At 52.2% G+C, this 19652-nt stretch carries 15 protein-coding genes and 4 riboswitches; of the genes, 6 read left to right on the top strand and 9 right to left on the bottom strand.

Annotated features, from left to right (window positions below; genetic code table 11):
- Positions 1-31 precede the first annotated feature (31 nt).
- The 9 genes from EKD02_RS01215 to EKD02_RS01255 form a co-directional block, all read right to left on the bottom strand.
- Positions 32-832, bottom strand: a complete 801-nt coding sequence (locus EKD02_RS01215) for an ABC transporter substrate-binding protein (RefSeq protein ID WP_126383430.1) — start codon at positions 830-832, stop codon at positions 32-34.
- 80 nt (positions 833-912) lie between these two features.
- Positions 913-2799 carry a TonB-dependent receptor plug domain-containing protein gene (locus EKD02_RS01220; RefSeq protein ID WP_244924377.1) on the bottom strand — a complete coding sequence of 629 codons (1887 nt, stop codon included), beginning with the start codon at positions 2797-2799 and terminating at the stop codon, positions 913-915.
- 255 nt (positions 2800-3054) lie between these two features.
- Positions 3055-3294, bottom strand: a riboswitch (cobalamin riboswitch).
- 144 nt (positions 3295-3438) lie between these two features.
- Positions 3439-4530 (bottom strand): anthranilate phosphoribosyltransferase, encoded by a 1092-nt coding sequence (trpD, locus tag EKD02_RS01225; protein WP_011890051.1) that lies wholly within the window; start codon positions 4528-4530, stop codon positions 3439-3441.
- Positions 4531-4609: 79 nt separating this feature from the next.
- Entirely contained in the window at positions 4610-5581 is a 972-nt protein-coding gene (locus EKD02_RS01230) for a zinc-dependent alcohol dehydrogenase (protein ID WP_126342342.1), read from the bottom strand.
- Between the two features lie 112 nt (positions 5582-5693).
- Positions 5694-5899, bottom strand: a riboswitch (cobalamin riboswitch).
- A gap of 78 nt (positions 5900-5977) precedes the next feature.
- Positions 5978-7315, bottom strand: a complete 1338-nt coding sequence (locus EKD02_RS01235; RefSeq protein ID WP_126383434.1) for a cobyrinic acid a,c-diamide synthase CobB — start codon at positions 7313-7315, stop codon at positions 5978-5980.
- On the bottom strand, positions 7308-8006 hold the full coding sequence (locus EKD02_RS01240) for an anaerobic ribonucleoside-triphosphate reductase activating protein (protein ID WP_126383436.1): 699 nt from the start codon (positions 8004-8006) through the stop codon (positions 7308-7310). The genes EKD02_RS01235 and EKD02_RS01240 overlap by 8 nt, the downstream gene beginning before the upstream one ends.
- On the bottom strand, positions 8003-10156 hold the full coding sequence (locus tag EKD02_RS01245) for a ribonucleoside triphosphate reductase (protein WP_126383438.1): 2154 nt from the start codon (positions 10154-10156) through the stop codon (positions 8003-8005). The genes EKD02_RS01240 and EKD02_RS01245 overlap by 4 nt, the downstream gene beginning before the upstream one ends.
- 117 nt (positions 10157-10273) lie before the next feature.
- Positions 10274-10513, bottom strand: a riboswitch (cobalamin riboswitch).
- A 46-nt stretch (positions 10514-10559) separates the two neighbouring features.
- Entirely contained in the window at positions 10560-10859 is a 300-nt protein-coding gene (locus tag EKD02_RS01250) for a hypothetical protein (protein WP_126342351.1), read from the bottom strand.
- A 26-nt stretch (positions 10860-10885) separates the two neighbouring features.
- Positions 10886-11106, bottom strand: a riboswitch (cobalamin riboswitch).
- Positions 11107-11147: 41 nt separating this feature from the next.
- On the bottom strand, positions 11148-12845 hold the full coding sequence (locus tag EKD02_RS01255) for a Na/Pi cotransporter family protein (protein WP_126383440.1): 1698 nt from the start codon (positions 12843-12845) through the stop codon (positions 11148-11150).
- Positions 12846-12926: 81 nt separating this feature from the next.
- Here EKD02_RS01255 and EKD02_RS01260 point away from each other — a divergent pair, with 81 nt between their 5' ends.
- From EKD02_RS01260 to EKD02_RS01285, 6 genes are all read left to right on the top strand, one after another.
- Positions 12927-13823 (top strand): cobalamin-binding protein, encoded by an 897-nt coding sequence (locus EKD02_RS01260; RefSeq protein ID WP_126383442.1) that lies wholly within the window; start codon positions 12927-12929, stop codon positions 13821-13823.
- Between the two features lie 73 nt (positions 13824-13896).
- The gene (locus EKD02_RS01265; protein ID WP_126342357.1) at positions 13897-15174 is read left to right on the top strand and encodes an MFS transporter; all 1278 of its coding nucleotides are present in this window, start codon (positions 13897-13899) and stop codon (positions 15172-15174) included.
- Between the two features lie 39 nt (positions 15175-15213).
- Positions 15214-16272, top strand: a complete 1059-nt coding sequence (locus EKD02_RS01270) for a Gfo/Idh/MocA family oxidoreductase (protein WP_126342359.1) — start codon at positions 15214-15216, stop codon at positions 16270-16272.
- Positions 16273-16293: 21 nt separating this feature from the next.
- Positions 16294-17706, top strand: coding sequence for a CCA tRNA nucleotidyltransferase (locus EKD02_RS01275; RefSeq protein ID WP_126383444.1), 1413 nt, complete (start codon positions 16294-16296; stop codon positions 17704-17706).
- Positions 17707-17749: 43 nt separating this feature from the next.
- Complete coding sequence (gene purB / locus EKD02_RS01280) at positions 17750-19057, top strand: adenylosuccinate lyase (RefSeq protein ID WP_011890040.1); 1308 nt, start codon at positions 17750-17752, stop codon at positions 19055-19057.
- 6 nt (positions 19058-19063) lie between these two features.
- On the top strand, positions 19064-19495 hold the full coding sequence (locus EKD02_RS01285) for a SoxR reducing system RseC family protein (protein WP_126383446.1): 432 nt from the start codon (positions 19064-19066) through the stop codon (positions 19493-19495).
- Positions 19496-19652 lie beyond the last annotated feature (157 nt).

Raw genomic sequence — 19652 nt, forward strand, 5'->3', positions numbered from 1 at the left:
ACAATGGATTGGACTATCTAAGGAGGAATCCTCAGGAGGCTTTGCGGTTGTCCGCACTGAATATATCCTGCAGATCCTTCAATCCCTTCAAAAGGATGGGGGCAGGGTACACAAAATGGTTCCCATCCAGCTCAATGACCTCTACATCGGGAATATCAAGATTTACAGCGCACCCATGATCGGCATCATGCAAAACGAATACGATTTCAGGCCGAGTTCGACTGACCAGCCCGGAAATTGTCTTGATGGGCTCCGATGGGTTCATATGACGAATGGTCTCATGATCTTCGACAACCCTGAAACCAGCTTCCGTGAACAAATCGAACAGATAGGTTCGGCGACCGAATGAGAAGGGCGAACCCACACAGCTGGACAGGATCAGCACCCGACGCCCGCCACCGCAAACTTTTCGCGCCTCACTCCGCCACGCGGAAGGAAATGCATCGGCCTTTGCCTTGCCCCCGGGAACATCAAACTCCTTCGTAAGGACACGAAGGCTCTTTTCGACCTCCTTCATTCCTTCAAACCCATAGAGAACAAGGGCCTTCGCCCCATCAGGGGTAACGTTCCGGAGTGTCTTCGGGTCGGTCCAGTTGGAAGTAAGGATGATATCGGGTTCAAGTGCCGCTATGGCATCGCTGTCAGGGTCGATGATTCCGCCGGTCTTCGGAAGCGCAAGGAAGTCGTACCGGCTAACTCCCACAATGGAATCAGAGAGGCCCAGATACTCAAGAGTATACGTTATGAATGGGGACTGGCTCACAATACGCTTCGCTTCGGCACTTGAAGCCGTCAGGAACAGAACGCTGGCGAGTAAAAACAGTTTTTTCATGGTATCAAGTGAATGCGATTATAACACTAAATGCCGCCCGAGCTCAACACTGCGGGCGGCATTTCACCGGGAAAGAGAACTCAGAAAGTGAGTTTCATACCGGCATAGGCAGACCTTCCGGGAGTTGCGTAGCTCCATACCTCTTCATAATACTCATCAAAGAGGTTGTCGACCCTTCCGTACAACTCGACATTCTCGTGAACCTGGAATGATGCAGAGAGATTCGCAAGAAAATAGCTCTCCAGTTTATTGGTCGTGATGCAGTTTTCATCCTTGGCCCCGGAATCGATCCTGGATCCCACCCACTGCATGCTGGTGTTCAGCTTGACCTTGTCGGTCGCCTCCCATGACGCTGTCAGTCCCGCCTTGTTTTTCGGGCGACGGGCAAGCTCTTCACCAAGAGGATTTCTCGTGTATGTGTAGGTATAGTTACCGGCAAGAAACAACTGCTTTAACGGATTCCACTCCACAAAGCTTTCCACGCCCGATGTTTTTGTCTTACCCGAAACCTGGACATAACGAGAGGTCGCAGAGTCATAGTCAATCCGGTCATCGTAATCTGTACGGAAATAAGTCGCGCCGAATTTCAGATTGTCAACAATCTTTTGTTCGAATCCTACATCCCAGCCGCGGCTCGTTTCGGGTTTAAGTTGATCATTACCAACAGGGCCACCCCCCCAATCATCTGTAGAATAAAGCTGATACAGGGATGGCGCAGTATAGCCGGTGCCATAGCTGAACTTGAGTTTCGTATCGCCCAGCACATAGGACGGAGCCATACGCCATGTGGTCTTGTCACCGAATGCTTCGTGGTCTTCAAAACGCACAGCGCCCACGAGATCAAATTCACCTATGTGCCACTGGTCCTGAAGAAAAGCGCTTTTCGTATCAACACTCTTATCCATAGCCGTTCCCGACGCATTGTTATCCAGGCTCTCGTTCTGATAATTCAGGCCGACGGTAACGGTATTATTTGCGGTAGCGGCTATATCGCCCTGCCATCCAAGATCGTACAGATAGCCGTGATACCTGCTCACCGTAGTCCCCGAAGTGTTGTCCCTGTCGATCGAGTTGAAATCATAGGAAAATGTACTGAAGAGCGGTTTGGTATCGAGAGTCAATGCAATGCGGCCATTGAACGACTTCGTATCCGATGAATTAACCGATGAATCAGCATTAAATGCATCATAATCCAGGGCTGCATCTGTATACCTCAATACTGTTCGCAGGCTTGCAACGGAGCTTAACTTCAGCCCGAAATTGCCCGACCATGTCGTATTTTCATAGCTGTCATCTTCATACTCCGCATTACCGGGGTTGATGCATCGGTTGCGTTCATCAACAGCTGAAAATCCATCCGTCCTGTATCTGGACACATTCACGGCATAATCGAAAAGCCCTTTCATGCCGGTTGCGCCGCCATAGAATTTGTTCGTCCCGAACGAACCCCCTTCAACGCCACCATAAACCGAAGACTCAACCCCTCCTCTTTTGGTGATGATGTTGATCACACCGGCAGAGGCACTGGCGCCATACAGCGAACTCAAGGGGCCGCGAACAACCTCGATCCGTTCGATATTGTCGACCGTCAGGTTTGCAATACTTGCAGCCCGGTTCCCGTCGCTCGGATCATTCGTAGGGACGCCGTCAATGAGAAGCAATACATTCTTCGAGTCGGCTCCCCGCATGAAAATGCTTGTCGTTGAACCGATTCCTCCATTGGAGGCGATATCAATGCCTGGAACCCCTTTAATCACCTCTGCTACGGTTTCCTTGCCGGAATTGGCGATATCCTCGGCAGTAATGACCGTAACGGAACTCCCGCCGGCGTCACTTATGGAGTTGAGAGTTTTCGTTGCAGACACTACCACTTCATCCGTCGTGTACGACGGCAAGGTATCTTCAGCAAACACTCCGCGCGAGCAGAGCAGACCCACCATGACGGCGAAAAATACTTTTTTGTTCATGTCTAATCCTGTGTAGTTCAGTTGATGAATGTTTGAACAGACAGGGGTATCAGTTGATGGGGGGCGTATGACACTGAAACGGCTGTTCCTTTTCAGATTCCAGAACAAAGCATCACAGACTGTGAGACCATACAGCTGCAGCCGGAGACTGAAGAGACGGACCTTGGGCCTGTGCTTTGCAAAAAGGATCCAATGGAAAAGCGATGCAGATGTAATACAGCTTTGCCCAGACTATTAACCCGTAGTCGATCGTTTTGTTGCAAATGGTAGATGGCAGGTCTCCTGACTTTGACGGCTTACTTCCATTCCGGCCTTCCCGCTGTTTTCCGTGGAGGAAAACGATGCAGTGACCTGGAACGAACCCTGAAACCGATGCATGTGGCCATGCAGTGATTTCCTGGCTTACCGTTATACAGTTGCGGGTACAGTCTGCGATTTTCACGCAATTCCCTATTCTCCGGCTTTTAAACCGGCACCAGCTACGCTGAAAGAACAATTATGACGCGTTATATAGCAAATTCCCCTGAAAGTGCCAAGCGGAATCAGCCGGGCCCGCTCCCCATGCAGGCACAGCGAGCCTTTCAGGCGAGTGGCCGCAGAGACACGGCAATCAACCTCCGAGCCCTCACAGTCACAGCCTTATCTGCTTTCATTACTCATAAACACATCACGGCCCTGATACTGACGCAGGGCTTCGAATTTCTCATAGGCGGCACCGCTCTCAAGGGCATGGCGCGCCATGTCGGCTCCCTGTCGATACGATACGGCCATGCCTGAAACATAGAGCGCTGCGGCTGCATTCATGCAGAAGAAATCGCCTGCCGGCCCGCCTTCTCGCCCTTCAAGAACTGCGAGAACTGTTGCTGCGTTCTCCGCTGCGGTACTTTTGCTCGCAATGCACTCAAACGGCACCGTTTTCATCCCGAAATCCTCCGGGGTGACTTCATGCTCCGTTATTGCGCCCTTACACAGTTCTACCACCCGGGTTGGACCACAAAGCGAAAATTCATCAATACCGAGCAGAGGGTCAAAACCTTCTGCCATGCCATAGGGAGAAAGGGCTGCGTCCATCCCTATTTCTGCCATGATTTCAACCATCTGCAGCGAAACACCAGGAGAATAGGCTCCAATAACCGCGCAGTTATTCTGCCTGCAGGGACGGGTAAGGGGGCCAAGAATGTTGAATGGTGAGGTGAACCGCATGCTTCTGATGAGCCTTGCCCAGCCCGATTTCAAGAAAGCCTCTCCGGGCAGATAGCATATCCCGGCATGCTGGAGACTCATTGCGGCACGGTCCATAGGGTGGTCAAGATCGATACCCAACGACTCGAATATATCAGATGCTCCCGAAACGCCGGTAACAAGCCGCGCCCCTTTTTTAGCAATTGGCAGTCCGCATGCAGCTGCAATCAGAGCGGCAGGGCTAGAACAGTTCAGTGTTTTCAGGCTATCGGAACCGGTACCGACGATGTCACATACGGGACCAACCAGATCCACCTCGATTTTCATCGTATCGCAACTGTCAAGGGCGTCCCAGGCGCCTGAAAGCTCCTCTGTTGTCGGCCTGCGCATCAGATGGGCTGAAAGAAATGCCCCTTGCTGAAGCTCTGGCTGGAAATCAAGTATGACCTGACGATACGCTTCACAGGACTCCTCTCGATTCATGATATGACCTCCAGCAATTGCTGTAATCAATTTCCCGAATTCACGAAACCGTTGTTCGCTCTCCATTTCGGCTCTCCTTTATGATACCCACACCCGATAAGGGCTACGGTATGGTTAGTAAAAAGATGTGCTTATGAGGGGCACATCAACAAATCACATACTTGAACCCTTTCCCGACATGAACGGCATCCATTACTGAAGGCACCTCGTCCAGCCGTATCCTGCGCTCAATAAGGAATTGAAGTCCTTCAGTGTAGCACGACAGAAGACGGATTGCTTCGCCCATGTCGTCAAAGGTGCAGCCATACGATCCTACAACTTCCAGCTCACGGTAATGGAGTTCGTCAAACAGCCCGGAAGGTATTGTCGCATCCTTTCCTATCCCGCTGAACAGGCAGAACCTGCCGCCAGCCGAAAGCCTGCAGACTCCAGCCTCAAGTGTTTCATATGCTGAGGTTGCGTTGAAGACAACATCAACACAACCGCCCTCTCCGATTCCACCTGTATCAGCAGAAATTCCCAAACGGTTCCTGAGGTCTTTACTTTTCGAAAGCTTGAGGGCATCAGGATCAGCTATCACGACCGAGGCACCGCGGTTTCGGCAGACCAAAGCAATCAAAAGCCCCAGGGTACCCGCACCATAAATCAGCACCTTTTCCTGCGGCCTGACGCCCACCTGCCTCACACCGTGAACGGCACAGGCAAGAGGTTCGGCAAGCGTTGCATTCACTGGACCGACGCCATCAGGCACCTCAAGAAGGCTGGAACGGGGAGCAGTGAGGAATTCCGCAAAGCCACCATCCCGATGAAACCCGGTTATCTGCATATCAGGGCAGAGGTTCTGCCGACCCTTCCTGCACGCACTGCAGCTGCCGCAGGATTTTCCCGGCCAAAGTGCGTAAAGCTTCCCCGGCGTTTCATCAATAGAGCCGCTGACCTCATGGCCGAGAACCCGGGGCAACGCGAGATCACGATGACCAGAATGCCACATCTTGGCATCAGTTCGGCAGAGAGCAGCCGCCCTGACACGCACAAGAACATCGCCTTCGCCGGGTACAGGAAGGGGTCGATCGACAATTGAGAGTGATTTGGGGCCTTTGAGAAGCAGTGCTTTCATGTTTTTACGGGAATAAAAAAAGGGCTTCGACCCACCTTTCAAGAAGATGGAGCGAAGCCCTTTTCCATTGGGTTTCTCTCAAAGCAGGCTCCGTCAAGGGCATGCTCATAATATGTAACAGTCAGTCACAGCAGGTCTTCTGGCTTCCGGATCAGTCCTCCCCTGCAAGCCTTCCCATTCCGGTAAGCCGGAACAGTGACCACCCCCAAAGGGGTCTAAGTGCAGGTTCAGTCCCCGGTTACAGCGGCGGGACCGCCACGGATTCACACCGTGTTCCTGGATACTGCGAAAACGACAACCGTCACCTCATGCATCAGTAACAGCTTGATTAGTATAGAAAATCGGAATGAACATTCAAATCGGGCATTGACGCATACCATCATTGTCAAACTTGATTCACTTATGCGTGCCCATGAGATACCCTGGAAAATCCCTTTTCTCTCCCCAGTAGAGATGGACATAGGATGCAAGCGTGTTGCCCTGAGAGTACAGCGCACTTCCGGTGTTTTCATCACGGGCATTGGTTATTGAAGCAATATTCTGCAGCTCACCCACCCTTTTTATCTGTGAATAGTGAAACTCATGGCCTCGAAGCTCATCACGGTATCCCCCGTTCAGCGAAACTTTTCTGTAGCCGAGCGTCATTTTTACATCCTGCATGGTAGTATCAAAATCAAGAACTCCGCACATCGGATAGGCGGAACCATCGTTCAGGGTAATTGAGTGTCCAAGATACATCATCCCGCCGCACTCGGCGTAAGCGCAACCGCCTTTGTGGCAATAGTCGGCAATACTCGCGCGCATTGAGCTGTTGGCGGAAAGTTTGTCCGCGTAGAGTTCAGGGTATCCCCCAGACAGATAGAGGAAGTCTGCTTCTGGAAGAACTGCATCATCCATCGGACTGAAAAATACGATGGTGCCATACCCCTGCAGAACATCAAGATTCTCCTGGTAGACAAAGTTAAACGCCTCATCACGAGCCACAGCAATCACCTTATTACCCCCTTGAACGGCATCTGGAACAGAGGGCCACGAGAAATCATCAATCCTTGCAATGTCAAGCAGGCGAGAAATGTCAACCGTTTTTTTGACATGCTCCGCCATAGCGTCAATCATGGCATCGTAATCGTATTCTGAGGAAATATTCAGACCCAGATGGCGTTCTCGTATGGTCATGGAGTCGCTTCGGGGAACATACCCCAAAGGTTCAACGCCAGCATCAAGTGCCGCATTTTCAAGATGACGGTAATGAGAGGGGGTATTGACTCCGTTGAAGATCACCCCGGCAAGATTCACCTCGGGATCAAAGGTACGAAAACCATGGAGCAGAGGCGCTGCCGAATAGGCCATGCTTTTCGCATTGACAACCATGATGACAGGAAGACGAAGCAGTTTAGCTATCTCGGCACTGCTCCCTGCCGACTTTTCGGCACCGTCAAAAAGTCCCATGACCCCCTCAACAATGGACGCATCTGCGCAGGCCGAATAGCGCATAAAAAGATCCCGCACATGCTGTTTCGATGCCATCCAGGTGTCGAGATTGATGCCTTTTTTGCTGTTTTCTCCCCATGATGCCGCAATGGTGTGCAGCCAGGTATCAAGGTAATCCGGCCCGCACTTGAAAGGCTGAACACTGTGTCCTCGCTGAGCAAGAATCCTTAACAAAGCTAGCGTCAGTGTTGTTTTGCCCGAACCACTTGAAGGGGCAGCCAGAAGAAATCCTGTTTTATGCATTATAGATGCCTTCTGATACCAATGTCGCCAGTCCTTCCGGGTCAAAAGCCTCCGTATCCATTTTTTGCAGGGTCTTCCCCGGCCTGAAGCGCTGGAATGTTATGGTTTTTCCGAAAGACTCCGCCAGCTCTACAACATCTTCCGTAGCGTGAAGACCCTTGACCAGCGTACATCGGAACCGGTGGCTGATGCCGGAACGGCGCAGAAGCAGGATTGAATCGCGGACCTTTCCGATAAGCTCTGAAGAGCAACTAATACCGGCAAGACGAGAATAGGGTTCCGACTCCAGGGGAGCCTTGACATCCATTGCAACCTCGTCAACCAGCCGCTCGTCAAGAATCTGTCCGAGCATCTCCGGCCTGCTGCCGTTGGTATCGAGCTTGACCTTCAGGCCGAGCCCTTTCAAGGTGCGCAAGGCCTCGGGAAGCGACTGGTGGATGGTCGGTTCTCCGCCCGTCACAACAACTCCGCCGAGCAGGTTCCGGTTACGGGTGATCCGGGCGAGCACCTCGTCGAACGAAAGCAACGGAATTGAGCCGAACTCGTCGGGAAGCACAAGTTCGGGATTGTGACAGTAAGGACAGCGGAAATTACAGCCTGAAGTGTACATGACCGCTGCAATATGGCCCGGCCAGTCAACAAGGCTCTGTGGCAGAAATCCTCCCAAAGGAAGAACGGGAGTCCTGTTCACAGCACCTCCTCCCTGTTTGTGGCAGAGGCCATGGAAAAGAGTTTCCGGTCGGCGTATTCACTCTGCTTGCCGCCGTTCCACTGCTCGACCGGCCTGAGATAGCCGACGATTCGGGTATAAACTGTGCAGCGCTGCTCTACACCGTTGGCTGCACAGTCGGGGCAGAACTCGTGCTCTCCAAACCGGTAACCGTGTGAAGGACAGATGCTGAATGTGGGAGACAGCGTGATGTAGGGCAGGGTGAAGTTTGCCGTCACGGTTTTGATGAGTTGCTTCACCGATTCACCGGGAATCGCGCTTTCACCTACAAAGGTATGGAACACTGTGCCGCCGGTGTAACGCGACTGAAGCTCATCCTGCAGGCGAAGCGCCTCAAAGAGATCGTCGGTATGGCCGACGGGCAGCTGGGTGGAGTTGGTGTAATAAGGATCGGCTCCCGCACCAACAGCCTCTTCATTGGCCGTAATGATGTCCGCATGAAGCTTCTTGTCCAGTTTGGCAAGACGGTATGCCGTGCTCTCTGCCGGTGTCGCCTCAAGATTGTAGATGTGGCCGGTCTCCTCCTGGAATGCTTCAAGACGGGAGCGCATGAAATCCATCACCCTGAGGGCGAAGGCTTTGCCCTCAGGGTCTGCGATGGTGCAGCCAAGGAAGTTGAGGCAGCATTCGTTCATACCGGTAATGCCGATGGTTGAGAAGTGATTGTCCCAGTATGCGGCGTTATGCTCGAAGAGGTGACGAAGATAGAACCTGGAATAGGGATAGAGCCCCTCGGCTGTCAGACGCTCAATCACCTTGCGTTTGATTTCCAGACTTGCTTTTGCCAGCTCCATCGTGTGTTCGAGGCGCTGATAGAGTTCCTCTTCACTCCGCGCCTCATATCCAATTCTCGGCAGGTTCATGGTGACCACACCTACGGAACCGGTGAGGGGATTCGATCCGAAGAGCCCCCCGCCCTTCTTCTGCAGCTCGCGCTTGTCAAGACGCAGGCGGCAGCACATGCTGCGCACATCGTCGGGACTCATGGAGGAGTTGACGAAATTGGAGAAGTAGGGAATGCCGTATCGGGCGGCCATCTCCCAAATTCCGTCATAGACCGGATTTTCCCAGTCGAAATCGGGTGTAATGTTATAAGTCGGAATCGGGAATGAGAAAACGGCGCCGTTAGCGTCCCCGGCAATCATTACATCGGCGAAGGCACGGTTGAAGAGATCCATTTCCTCCTGAAAGAGGCCGTAGGTCTCCGCCATGGCTTCGCCGCCAATCATCACTGGCATGTCGCGATGAGTGGAGGGCACGGTGAGGTCGAGCGTAATGTTGGTGAAGGGGGTCTGGAACCCGACCCGGGTCGGCACATTCATGTTGAAAAAGAACTCCTGCAGGCATTGGCGTACCTCTTCGTAATCGAGGGAGTCGTAGCGGATAAACGGGGCGAGCAGTGTGTCAAAATTAGAGACGGCCTGGGCGCCGGCTGCCTCGCCCTGCATGGTGTAGAAGAAGTTGACGACCTGGCCGAGTGCCGAACGGAGGTGACGGGCAGGCTTGCTGGCTGCATATCCGGCTACGCCGGTGAAGCCGCTACGAAGGAGATCTTCAAGATCCCAGCCTACGCAGTAGACGCTGAGAAAGCCGAGATCGTGGATGTGCATCGTTCCGGATGTATGCGCCTCGTTGATCTCAGGTGGATAGATGCGGTTCAGCCAGTACTGCGAGCTGACAATAGTGGAGATGTGCTGGTTCAGCCCCTGCAGCGACCAGCTGGAGTTGGCACTCTCTTTCACCCGCCAGTCTTCAAGATTGAGGTACTGGTCGACAAGGTCGACATTGCTGAATATCTCCTTTGCGTCACGGAGAGTGCGGTGCTGATGGCGGTAGATGATGTAGGCTTTGGCTGCCTCGAACTCCCCTGTTGAAAAGAGCGTCTTCTCAACAAGGTTTTGCACGCCTTCAACGGTCGGCTGGTTTTCCCCTGCAAGTTCATGCAGGCGCGCCAGCACATCTCCGCAGAGTTTGGCGGCCTTTGTCCTGTCAGGCTTGCCGACGGCACGAAGGGCCCGGAAGATGGCGTAGGTGATTTTTTCGGTATCGAAAGGAGCGTTCGTCCCGTCGCGCTTGATGATGGCTGGAAAAGCCATGTCTATCTGTCCCATTGTTCCCGATGGTTTGGTTATGGAATCGGGCGAATGAGAAACAATGCGGCAGATGAGGCAGGTATGGAGTGTCTGCAGGAAAGCTGTCGCAAAGGACCATACGCCGTAGTCCGATGATTGATGCGATGCATGCTGGCAGGTCTCCTGACTTTGAGGGTGCCCTTCCATTCCGGCCTTCCCGCTGTGTTCCTGTGAGGAAAACAATGCAGTGACCTGGAACGAACCCGGAAACAGGTGCATGTTGTCATGCAGTGGTTTCAGGGCTTACCGTCATACAGTTGCGGGTACAGTCTGCGATTTTCACGCAGTTCCCTATTCTCCGGCTTTCAAACCGGCACCAGCATACAATGAAAGAACAGTGATTAAAATATTTACAGGTATCTCAAATAAGCAGCAATGAAATCTAATTCAACGAAAAGCAGTGCCCGTATCCGAAAGGATCCCAGAGCGGCTCTTTTTCTCCTCCGGTAGAACACATTGCCGGCCGGCGGTGCTGGAGTATGGCCCGGGCCATCAATGGATTGGTAAACACCAGCTTTCTCTCTGTCACAAACAGCTCAACAGGCGCCGGTGTCGGCACAGCATAGTTCCGCAATGAGGGAAAAAGGCGGTTAAGAAAGGAGAAAAAAATACGGGAAATGTAATCCCTGATAGCGGCACGCAATACTCGCACGCCCTGAACAGGAGCAGTGTTGTTCTTCATGGCAGTATGTTGCTTTATCCCGAAGCATGGAAGAAATAATTGCGGCAGGTCTTCTGACTTTCCCGGATTCCGGCAGCCTTCCCGTCCCGAATGTTTCGGTACAGTGGCATAATTGACGGAACCTTTTCACCTTGCTCAAGCAAGCTAAGGCGCAGGATTACAGCAGCGGGGACTGTCCCGGATTCACACCGGGTTCCCTATTAAGCCGGTCTCATTTCCGATTCCGGCACCGCAGGTTCAAGTATGATTATAAGAAAGAAACATGGAATGTCAAGAGGCCGGAAGTACTTATTTACCGTGATTCATTTCAGCAATAGTTCGGCAAATACCTTTCGTATAATGATGAACCTGCTGCAGCACATTGATAAGCTCCATGTGGAGGTCATGGGTCAATTCCGCCTCTGGATGAAGCTGAACCCTTTTAAAATGGGCATTCTGTACAGTCTGGACCAGCTCACAGAACAACCTGTCGTCCAAAAGCATCGCAGCTGCCTTATCCCCGTCCATCTCCTCAAGCAGAACCGGAAGTTTTTCAACTTCTCCACATACAAGGGAATGCAGCGAAAGCAGCTCCCGTTTACCCTCTTCGCTCAACTCGGCCTTCAGACTCTCTTTTACCCTTACGAGACGCCCCCTGAGTACATCGATGACATCGCCCATAGATTCAAGACTCTTGATTGCGTCCATGAGAGCAAACACCTCTTTTGACTGCTCTTCATTCAGCTCGCTCCGACTGATTTTTATCAGGTAATCGGAGAGCTGCTTTTCAAGAAAATCCAGCTTCTCTTCACGCATCGCCATCCCCCCCACAACCGTAAGACTTTTGTAGACCCTGTCGCGACCAGGCTCATTGGCAATGAAAGGATGAAGGGCCGCACATACCATTCGTGAAGCGATTTTCGCCGTTCGGGAAATTTCGGCCCGGGCATAACCAAGGGCGAGTGCAGGAGAATCAAGCGCAGACTCCTGCAGATACCACACTGCAGGTATCTGGCGGGTTTCTTCAGGATCGTCGGGATAGATTCGGTAGAGCAGCCTCTCCATCAGCGGGAGAAACGGAAGGAGAAAAAAGGCCATGAACACATTGTAGATTGAGTGTGCATTGGCAATCTGACGGGGAACGACTGACCCGGGATTCAGGGATGCACCCTCAACCGAAGAGAGAGAAAACACCCGAACGGCATCGGCAAACGATGGAATGAACCAGATGAACAAGACAACGCCGGCAAGATTGAAGGCAACCTGAGCATAAGCCACCCTCCTTGCCGGCCGTCCCATTCCAGAACCGGCCAGAATGCCGGTGATGCAGGTTCCAATGTTGGCCCCGAGCAACAGGGGAATTGCCGCCTCAAGGGAAAGACTCCCCTCCCCTCCAAGCGTCATGACAATGGCGATAAAAGCACCACTGCTCTGTATGAGGCCTGTCAGCAAAGTGCCTGTCAAGACGCCTATCACTGGATTGTCAAGTACCCTGAGAAGAGCCAGAAACGGTTGATACTCCTCAAGCGGAGCCACCGCCTCCGACATAAGTTTCAGACCAAAAAACAGTAGCCCGAAGCCCGACAATGCCTCACCGGTAAAACGGATGGTTTCGTTTTTGGCTGATACATGGATCACGAAACCGATTGTGAAAATCACCAGCGCGAAATCATGCAGGCGGAATGCAATAAGCTGAGCCATGGCCGTTGTGCCGATTTCAGCACCGAGAATAACGGCAAGCGATTGACTGAACGACATGAGGCGCGACTGTACCAGACCAACAAGAGTGGCAATGATGGTACTGCTGCTCTGAACCACCATAGTAGCGAAAGCCCCTGCAAACAACCCTGAAAGACGGTTGGCTGTAACCGCTGAAATAAGCCGTCGGACCCTGTCTCCCGAGGCTTTTTTCATCCCGCTCGCCATCATCCTCATTCCGTAGAGGAACAGTGCGAGGCCGCCGGCAAACAGCAGCGCTATGGCCGACAATGAGATATGCTGCTCCATTATCCCAACGCTTGGGTTTCGATATCGTCTTCATTACTTTGTTACTGCTTTTTTGGTCCATCCCCAAACAATTCATGAACCATGCACCCGAAACGCTCCGCACTCCCCCATTTCATCTTCCTGCTTTCGCTCAGTTTCCTTCTCTGGGGTTGCAGCCCTGGCGAAAAAGCGGCTCCTGAACGAGATTCCGAAAGACCGACCGTCATCAGCCTGGCACCGAGCATCACTGAAATGATTTACGCCATCGGTGCCGGAGAGCAACTGAAGGGTCGGACCAGTGCGTGCGACTGGCCGAAAGAAGCCGCCAGCGTACCGGTTACGGGAGCTTTCGGTCGACCATCACTTGAAATGCTGGCGTCCCTCCATCCCGATCTTGTCATTGATGTTGACCTTGCCGATGAAACCATGGGAAAAAAAATCGAAGCGCTCGGCATCCGGCGCGAAACCATCTCATGCAAGACTCCCGAAGAAATTCCCGATGCACTGAAGCGAATCGGGAGACTGACAGGCCATGAACGACAGGCCGACAGCCTTGCCTCCATCATCGACCAGGGTCTGGAAAAGTATCGAAAAAAAACCGCCGAAATTGGCCACAGGCCATCCATCTATCTTGAAATATGGGATGATCCGTTCTGGACCGGGGGCAGAGGGAGCTACACATCTGCCCTGATTTTATATGCCGGAGCCCGGAACATCGGGGATGCTGTCGAAAAGGAATATTTTGAAATATCCCAGGAATGGGTGATACGGCAGAACCCTGAAATCATTGCCTGCATGTACATGGCAAAAGAGTCGTCAGCAGCCGACGATGTCATGAACCGCCCAGGATGGAACCATATTGACGCCGTGAAGAACCGACGGGTGTACGACCGCTTCGACAACAGCATTTTCCTTCGTCCCGGACCTCGCGTTCTCGATGGAATTGAAGCACTGTACCGGCTTGCCCATCCCGAATCAAGCCCGCAGGCATCCAGGTAACAAAACCGGACTGCATAAACAGATGGCTTTTTCGTATCTTTGGGGCTTTAGCTGAACAAACCGGATCTTCTTCATGAAGAAATCGCCTCTCTTCATTCTCCTCCTGACGGTCATGCTGGACCTGATCGGGTTCGGGATTGTCCTCCCGCTGCTCCCGACATATGCCAAGGATCTCGGAGCCAGCCCCTTCATGATTGGCCTGATTGCAGCAATCTTCTCGATCATGCAGTTCATCTTCTCCCCTCTCTGGGGCAAGCTGAGCGACAGAATCGGCCGCCGTCCCGTCATGCTGTTCAGCATCTTCATTACCGCAGTCTCCTATCTTGTCTTTTCGCAGACAACTACCATAGCGCTTCTGATTTTCTCCCGCGGCCTCTCCGGCATCGGCTCTGCAAATATTGCCGCCGCACAGGCATACATCACCGATGTCACCGACAGCAAAAGCAGGTCGGGAGCGATGGGAATGATCGGAGCCGCCTTTGGCATCGGCTTCATCATAGGGCCCCTTATCGGCGGTCTGCTCAAGCACAACTACGGAATTCCCATGGTCGGCTATGTCTCTGCCGGCCTCATTTTCGTTGACTTCATTCTGGCAGTCTTCTTCCTGCCCGAGTCCAACAAAAACGCAAAAAAACTCTCATTCCGACGCAGTGGAACTGAACACAGCGCAGACCGCCCTCCAACTTCAGCCGTTCTTGCCCAGAAAATCAACGAATATGCAGCCGGAGTCAAACTTGCATTCAGCTCGCGTCCTCTCGCAATGCTGATGATTGCGAACTATCTCTTCACCTTTGCAATCGTCAACATGCAGGTAGCCTCAATCCTGCTGTGGAAAGAGTATTTTCTGGCCAGTGACCAGCAGATCGGATACATTTTCGCCTTCGTCGGTCTTTTCTCGGTTATCGTACAGGGAGGAATGATCAGAAATCTTGTCAAGAAATTCGGTGAACATAAGCTCTTTCTCTGGGGTCACCTGTTCACTTTCATCGGCGTCTTTTTTGTACCTTTCGCCCCCAAGGAGTCTCTGTTTACAATAGGGCTCACCATCCTTTTCTTCTTTGCAGTCGGCACAAGCCTCGTCGCTCCCATCAACCTTTCCCTCATTTCACTCTACAGCTACAAACAGCAGCAGGGAGAGATTCTTGGAATTTCACAGTCCGTCAACTCATTTGCCCGCATCATGGGGCCTTTCAGCGGCAGCATTCTCTATGGAATGAATTTTCACGCGCCCTATATTGTTGCCGGAGTACTGACCATAATCGGATTCATTATCGCACTTGACCTTTTCAAATACAAAATAGATGCCCTTGACCCCGATGGAGACACAGTTGCTGAAACAATCGGCAGCTGAAGAAGGGTATAGTTCTGCATCCACAGGAGAATCCACGATATGAGAATCGGCATAATCGGCGTCGGCAAACTTGGCGAATTCCACACAAAACTTCTGGCTGAAATTGCCAATGAACAACCTGCGGTTGAATGCGCCGGAGTGTTCGACCTCAATACCGCCCGTGCAGAGGAAATGGCCGCCAAATATGCTGTTCCCTGCTTCGCCTCCCTTGCCGATCTTGCCGAAGGGTGTGACGCGGCAGTCATAGCCACAACCACAAGTTCCCATCACGCCATTGCAAAGGAGCTCCTCCTGAAAGGGCTGCACCTCTTTATTGAAAAACCCATCACGGCCACCCTTGAAGAGGCCGATGAACTTATCCGCCTTGAAAAAGAACAGAATGTCCGCATTCAGGTCGGCCACATTGAACGGTTCAACCCTGCCTTGAGGGCTGTGGAATCATACATCGGCCAACCCATGTACATTCAGGCTGAACGCCTCAGCGGTTTTTCACGAAGGGTGACCGATGTCTCCGTGGTGCTTGATCTCATGATTCACGACATCGACCTCGTGCTCTCTCTCATCAAATCCGAGATACGCACCATTGCAGCCTCCGGGGTCAGGGTATTCTCAAACGAACTCGACATGGCAACTGCACGGATTGACTTCATGAACGGAGCAACGGCCAATGTCACTGCAAGCCGCCTCAGCCGCTGCCGTCAGCGCAAGCTCCGGTTCTTCGGTACTGACCCGAAAAGTTACGCATCACTTGACCTGACCACCGGTAAGTCAGAGGTCTTTCGTCTTGTCAAGCCAGAAGAGGCAACCACAAAAAACCCTCTCAAAAAACTTGCAGCAAAAAAAATTCTCGAACAGTTCGGTGAAATCCAGGAGGCAATGGAGGGCCATGTGCTTGACTACATCCACCCGGACCCGCCGAAAGTCAACGCACTCAAAGACGAACTTGAACATTTCATTGCAGCAGTCACTGCTGATACACCAATTGCCGTCAGCTCTGCAGACGGCCGTCAGGCCATTATGGTGGCCGACAGAATTACCCGTGAGATTGCCGCAAATATCGACCTGGTCGAAAAAAGCAGCAACCCGGGCACACTGTGAATCGAGAAGGAACTCCCCACGATGACCTTGACCATCCCTGACACGCTTTTCCGTATTGGCGACATTGCCGACAGAAACGCAATGGGCTGCTACCTTGTTGGAGGATTCGTCCGCGACATGATTCTCCAAAGGCCCTGCACCGATATAGACATCATGGTCATCGGCGACCCGGTCCCGTTTGCAAAACAGATCCGTAAGGAACTGCACGGGAAGAACTTCGTCCTGTTTGAGCGGTTCAGAACCGCACAGCTTGAGATCCCGGGCCCTGAAGGGGTTCATTACAAGCTGGAACTGGTTGGCGCCCGCAAAGAATCCTACAATCCGGAATCAAGAAAACCCATCACCCTCACCGGCACCCTTGAAGACGACCTCGCACGCCGTGACTTCACACTCAACGCTCTTGCACTCTCACTCAACCGACAGGGGCGGGGAGATATCATCGACCAGCACAACGGACTGCGGGATCTCAAAGAAGAAATTCTCCGCACCCCGCTTGATCCAGAGCAGACATTTTCAGACGACCCGCTCCGCATGATGCGTGCCGCACGATTTGCCGCCCAGCTCGGCTTCACTCCTGCTGAAGAGGTCATCGAGGCAATGGAAACCATGCATAAACGCATCACAATCGTCTCACGGGAGAGAATCAGCACTGAGTTTCTCAAAATAATGTCGTCTCCTCGCCCCTCCGTTGGACTCATCATTCTCCACCAGACCGGTCTGCTACAGGAAATAATGCCCGATGTTGCCACCATGGCAGGTATAGAGCAGGTAGACGGAATGGGCCATAAAGATACCCTCTTCCATACATTCAAGGTGATAGACAACCTCTCACCACACACAGACAATCTCTGGCTGAGAGTTGCTGCGCTCCTGCACGACATCGGCAAACCGGCCACAAAGCGTTTCAGCAAGCAGCACGGCTGGACTTTTCATGGCCACGACGCTGTCGGCATCCGGACTGCCGCAAAAATTTTCCGTGAGATGCGCTGGCCCATGAGCCATCTTGACTATGTCCAGAAAATGATACGCCTTCACCACCGCCCCATTCCTCTTTCCAAAGAAGAAATCAGCGACTCGGCTGTGCGCCGCCTCATGTTTGATGCCGGAGAAGACCTCCTCGACCTCATGGCACTCTGCCGGGCAGATGTGACCAGCAAAAACCCGAGGAAAGTGGCAAAAATCATGAACAACTTCACCAATGTTGAGAAGAAGATTGAAGAGGTAGGAGAAAAAGACCTTCTTGCAAAATGGCGCCCTCCGATAGACGGGCTTGACATCATGAAAGAGCTGGGCATTGGCGAAGGGCGTCTTCTTGGCGCCATAAAGAAACAGATGGAAAATGCCATTATCGACGGCAGGATTCCTTACGACAGAGAGGCCGCAATCACCTTCATCAAAGCAGCATACGAACAGCTGCAGCATGAAAAGGAATAATCCTTATATTCTTTTTTTCACCACACACTAAACAGAAACACCCTTGATACCTCGTTATTCACCCAAAGAAATTGCCGACATCTGGACCGACGAAGCCAAATTCCAGCGCTGGCTTCAGCTTGAAATTGCCGCCGTTGAAGCAAGAATGGAAGCAGGATATGTTCCCGAAGAGGCCCTTTCCACAATAAAAGAACGCGCAACATTCAAGGTTGACGAAATCCTTGAAATCGAGAAAGAGACAAAACACGATGTCATAGCATTTCTGACCAATGTTGCCGGATATGTAGGACCGCAGTCCCGTTATATTCATGAAGGGCTGACCTCTTCCGATGTTGTCGATACCTGCCTCGCAATGCAGATGCGTGATGCCGGTGCAATACTGATCAAAGACATAGAACAGTTGATTTCAATTCTCGCAAAACGGGCAGTTGAGTTCAAATACACCATTGAAATGGGCCGCACGCATGGCATTCATGCAGAGCCGACCACATTCGGCCTCAAGCTGCTTCTCTGGCACGAAGAGATGAAACGGAACCTTGAGCGGATGCAGCATGCCGTCAAAAATGTTTCAGTGGGCAAGATTTCAGGCGCCGTAGGCACCTACCAGCACCTCTCCCCTGATATTGAAGCCGCCGTATGCCACAAACTGGGCCTGGAGCCCTCGTCAATCTCGACGCAGATTCTTCAACGCGACCGCCACGCAGAATTTGCCACCACCATGGCAATTGTAGCCGCAAGCATTGAAAAGTTCTCAGTTGAACTCCGCCATCTTCAGCGCACCGAAGTCCGTGAGGCAGAAGAATTTTTCAGCAAAGGGCAGAAAGGCAGCTCCGCCATGCCACACAAACGAAACCCGATCACCTTTGAACGGCTTACCGGCATGGCGCGCGTGGTTCGTTCCAATGCCATTGCCGCACTTGAAAATGTGGCACTCTGGCACGAACGCGACATTTCCCATTCCTCTGTTGAGCGAATCATCATGCCCGATTCCACCACTGCGCTCTGCTACATGCTCAGAACTTTCAGTGAATCACTTGAAACCCTTCTGGTCTATCCCGAAAGGATGAAAGAGAACTTCAACACATCCTACGGCCTGACAACATCCCAGACGCTTCTGCTTGCCCTTACCGGTAAAGGTCTGACCCGCGAAGAGGCCTACCGTCTTGTGCAGCGAAATGCAATGGAGAGCTGGTCAACCAAAACGCAGTTGCGTGATCTTGTACTGAAAGACGAGGATCTTCTCCGGCATCTTGGTGCTGAAGAAATCAAGGAACTGTTCAGCTTTGAAAACATCCAGAACAAGCTGAAAAACAATGTTGACATCATCTTCACCAGAAACGGACTCTCCTGAGATTTCATGTACGCAACCGTAGTTTCAACAAAAGTAAAGGGAAAAGCCGAGCTTCTCATCCTCTGTGAGGACGAAGCGCTCAAAGGGCCGCACTGCGGATTCTGCACTGCGGCCAGAGGCTCAAAAGGCAAAGCGCCCCAAGAGAGTGTCCTTGCCCGAAATACCTGCGGAGCAAAACGCGGCGACAGGGTTCAGGTATCACTTGCAGGGCATGCAGAACTGAAAGCAGCTCTCATTCTGTTCATCATCCCGATGCTCATCTTCATGAGTGCGCTTATTCTCACAAGCTCCCTGCAATTGCCTCTCTGGCAATCGTTCGGAGTGAGTCTTGCTTCCCTTATCATCACTTTTCTGATGTTAAAAGCAGGACTTGGTGAAAAGACCTACTATGTCATTGACCAGGTTGCGCCTCAGCCGAAACCTCTCCGTCACAAGTGACCCCAGTGGCTTTTATTTACAGGTTGATTGTGCTATATTAAGGGTTTCCATCTCTCAACAGAGCGATGCTCCTCACAGCACGGACCCGGGCTCAGTGACCCCGAACCGACAAAATTCATTTGACCGGCAGAACACAATGCCGGCAGGGTATTTTTTT

The sequence above is a fragment of the Chlorobium phaeovibrioides genome, from assembly GCF_003968655.1.
Classification (GTDB): domain Bacteria; phylum Bacteroidota; class Chlorobiia; order Chlorobiales; family Chlorobiaceae; genus Chlorobium; species Chlorobium phaeovibrioides.

Bases quoted from the DNA above. Each gene is read 5' to 3' on its own strand.
- EKD02_RS01245 (WP_126383438.1), bottom strand. From the start codon at position 10,156: ATGGGACAGATAGACATGGCTTTTCCAGCCATCATCAAGCGCGACGGG.
- trpD (WP_011890051.1), bottom strand. From the start codon at position 4,530: ATGGAGAGCGAACAACGGTTTCGTGAATTCGGGAAATTGATTACAGCA.
- EKD02_RS01260 (WP_126383442.1), top strand. From the start codon at position 12,927: ATGCACCCGAAACGCTCCGCACTCCCCCATTTCATCTTCCTGCTTTCG.
- EKD02_RS01235 (WP_126383434.1), bottom strand. From the start codon at position 7,315: ATGCATAAAACAGGATTTCTTCTGGCTGCCCCTTCAAGTGGTTCGGGC.
- EKD02_RS01265 (WP_126342357.1), top strand. From the start codon at position 13,897: ATGAAGAAATCGCCTCTCTTCATTCTCCTCCTGACGGTCATGCTGGAC.
- EKD02_RS01275 (WP_126383444.1), top strand. From the start codon at position 16,294: ATGACCTTGACCATCCCTGACACGCTTTTCCGTATTGGCGACATTGCC.
- EKD02_RS01250 (WP_126342351.1), bottom strand. From the start codon at position 10,859: ATGAAGAACAACACTGCTCCTGTTCAGGGCGTGCGAGTATTGCGTGCC.
- EKD02_RS01285 (WP_126383446.1), top strand. From the start codon at position 19,064: ATGTACGCAACCGTAGTTTCAACAAAAGTAAAGGGAAAAGCCGAGCTT.
- EKD02_RS01270 (WP_126342359.1), top strand. From the start codon at position 15,214: ATGAGAATCGGCATAATCGGCGTCGGCAAACTTGGCGAATTCCACACA.
- EKD02_RS01230 (WP_126342342.1), bottom strand. From the start codon at position 5,581: ATGAAAGCACTGCTTCTCAAAGGCCCCAAATCACTCTCAATTGTCGAT.
- EKD02_RS01220 (WP_244924377.1), bottom strand. From the start codon at position 2,799: ATGAACAAAAAAGTATTTTTCGCCGTCATGGTGGGTCTGCTCTGCTCG.
- EKD02_RS01215 (WP_126383430.1), bottom strand. From the start codon at position 832: ATGAAAAAACTGTTTTTACTCGCCAGCGTTCTGTTCCTGACGGCTTCA.
- EKD02_RS01255 (WP_126383440.1), bottom strand. From the start codon at position 12,845: ATGGAGCAGCATATCTCATTGTCGGCCATAGCGCTGCTGTTTGCCGGC.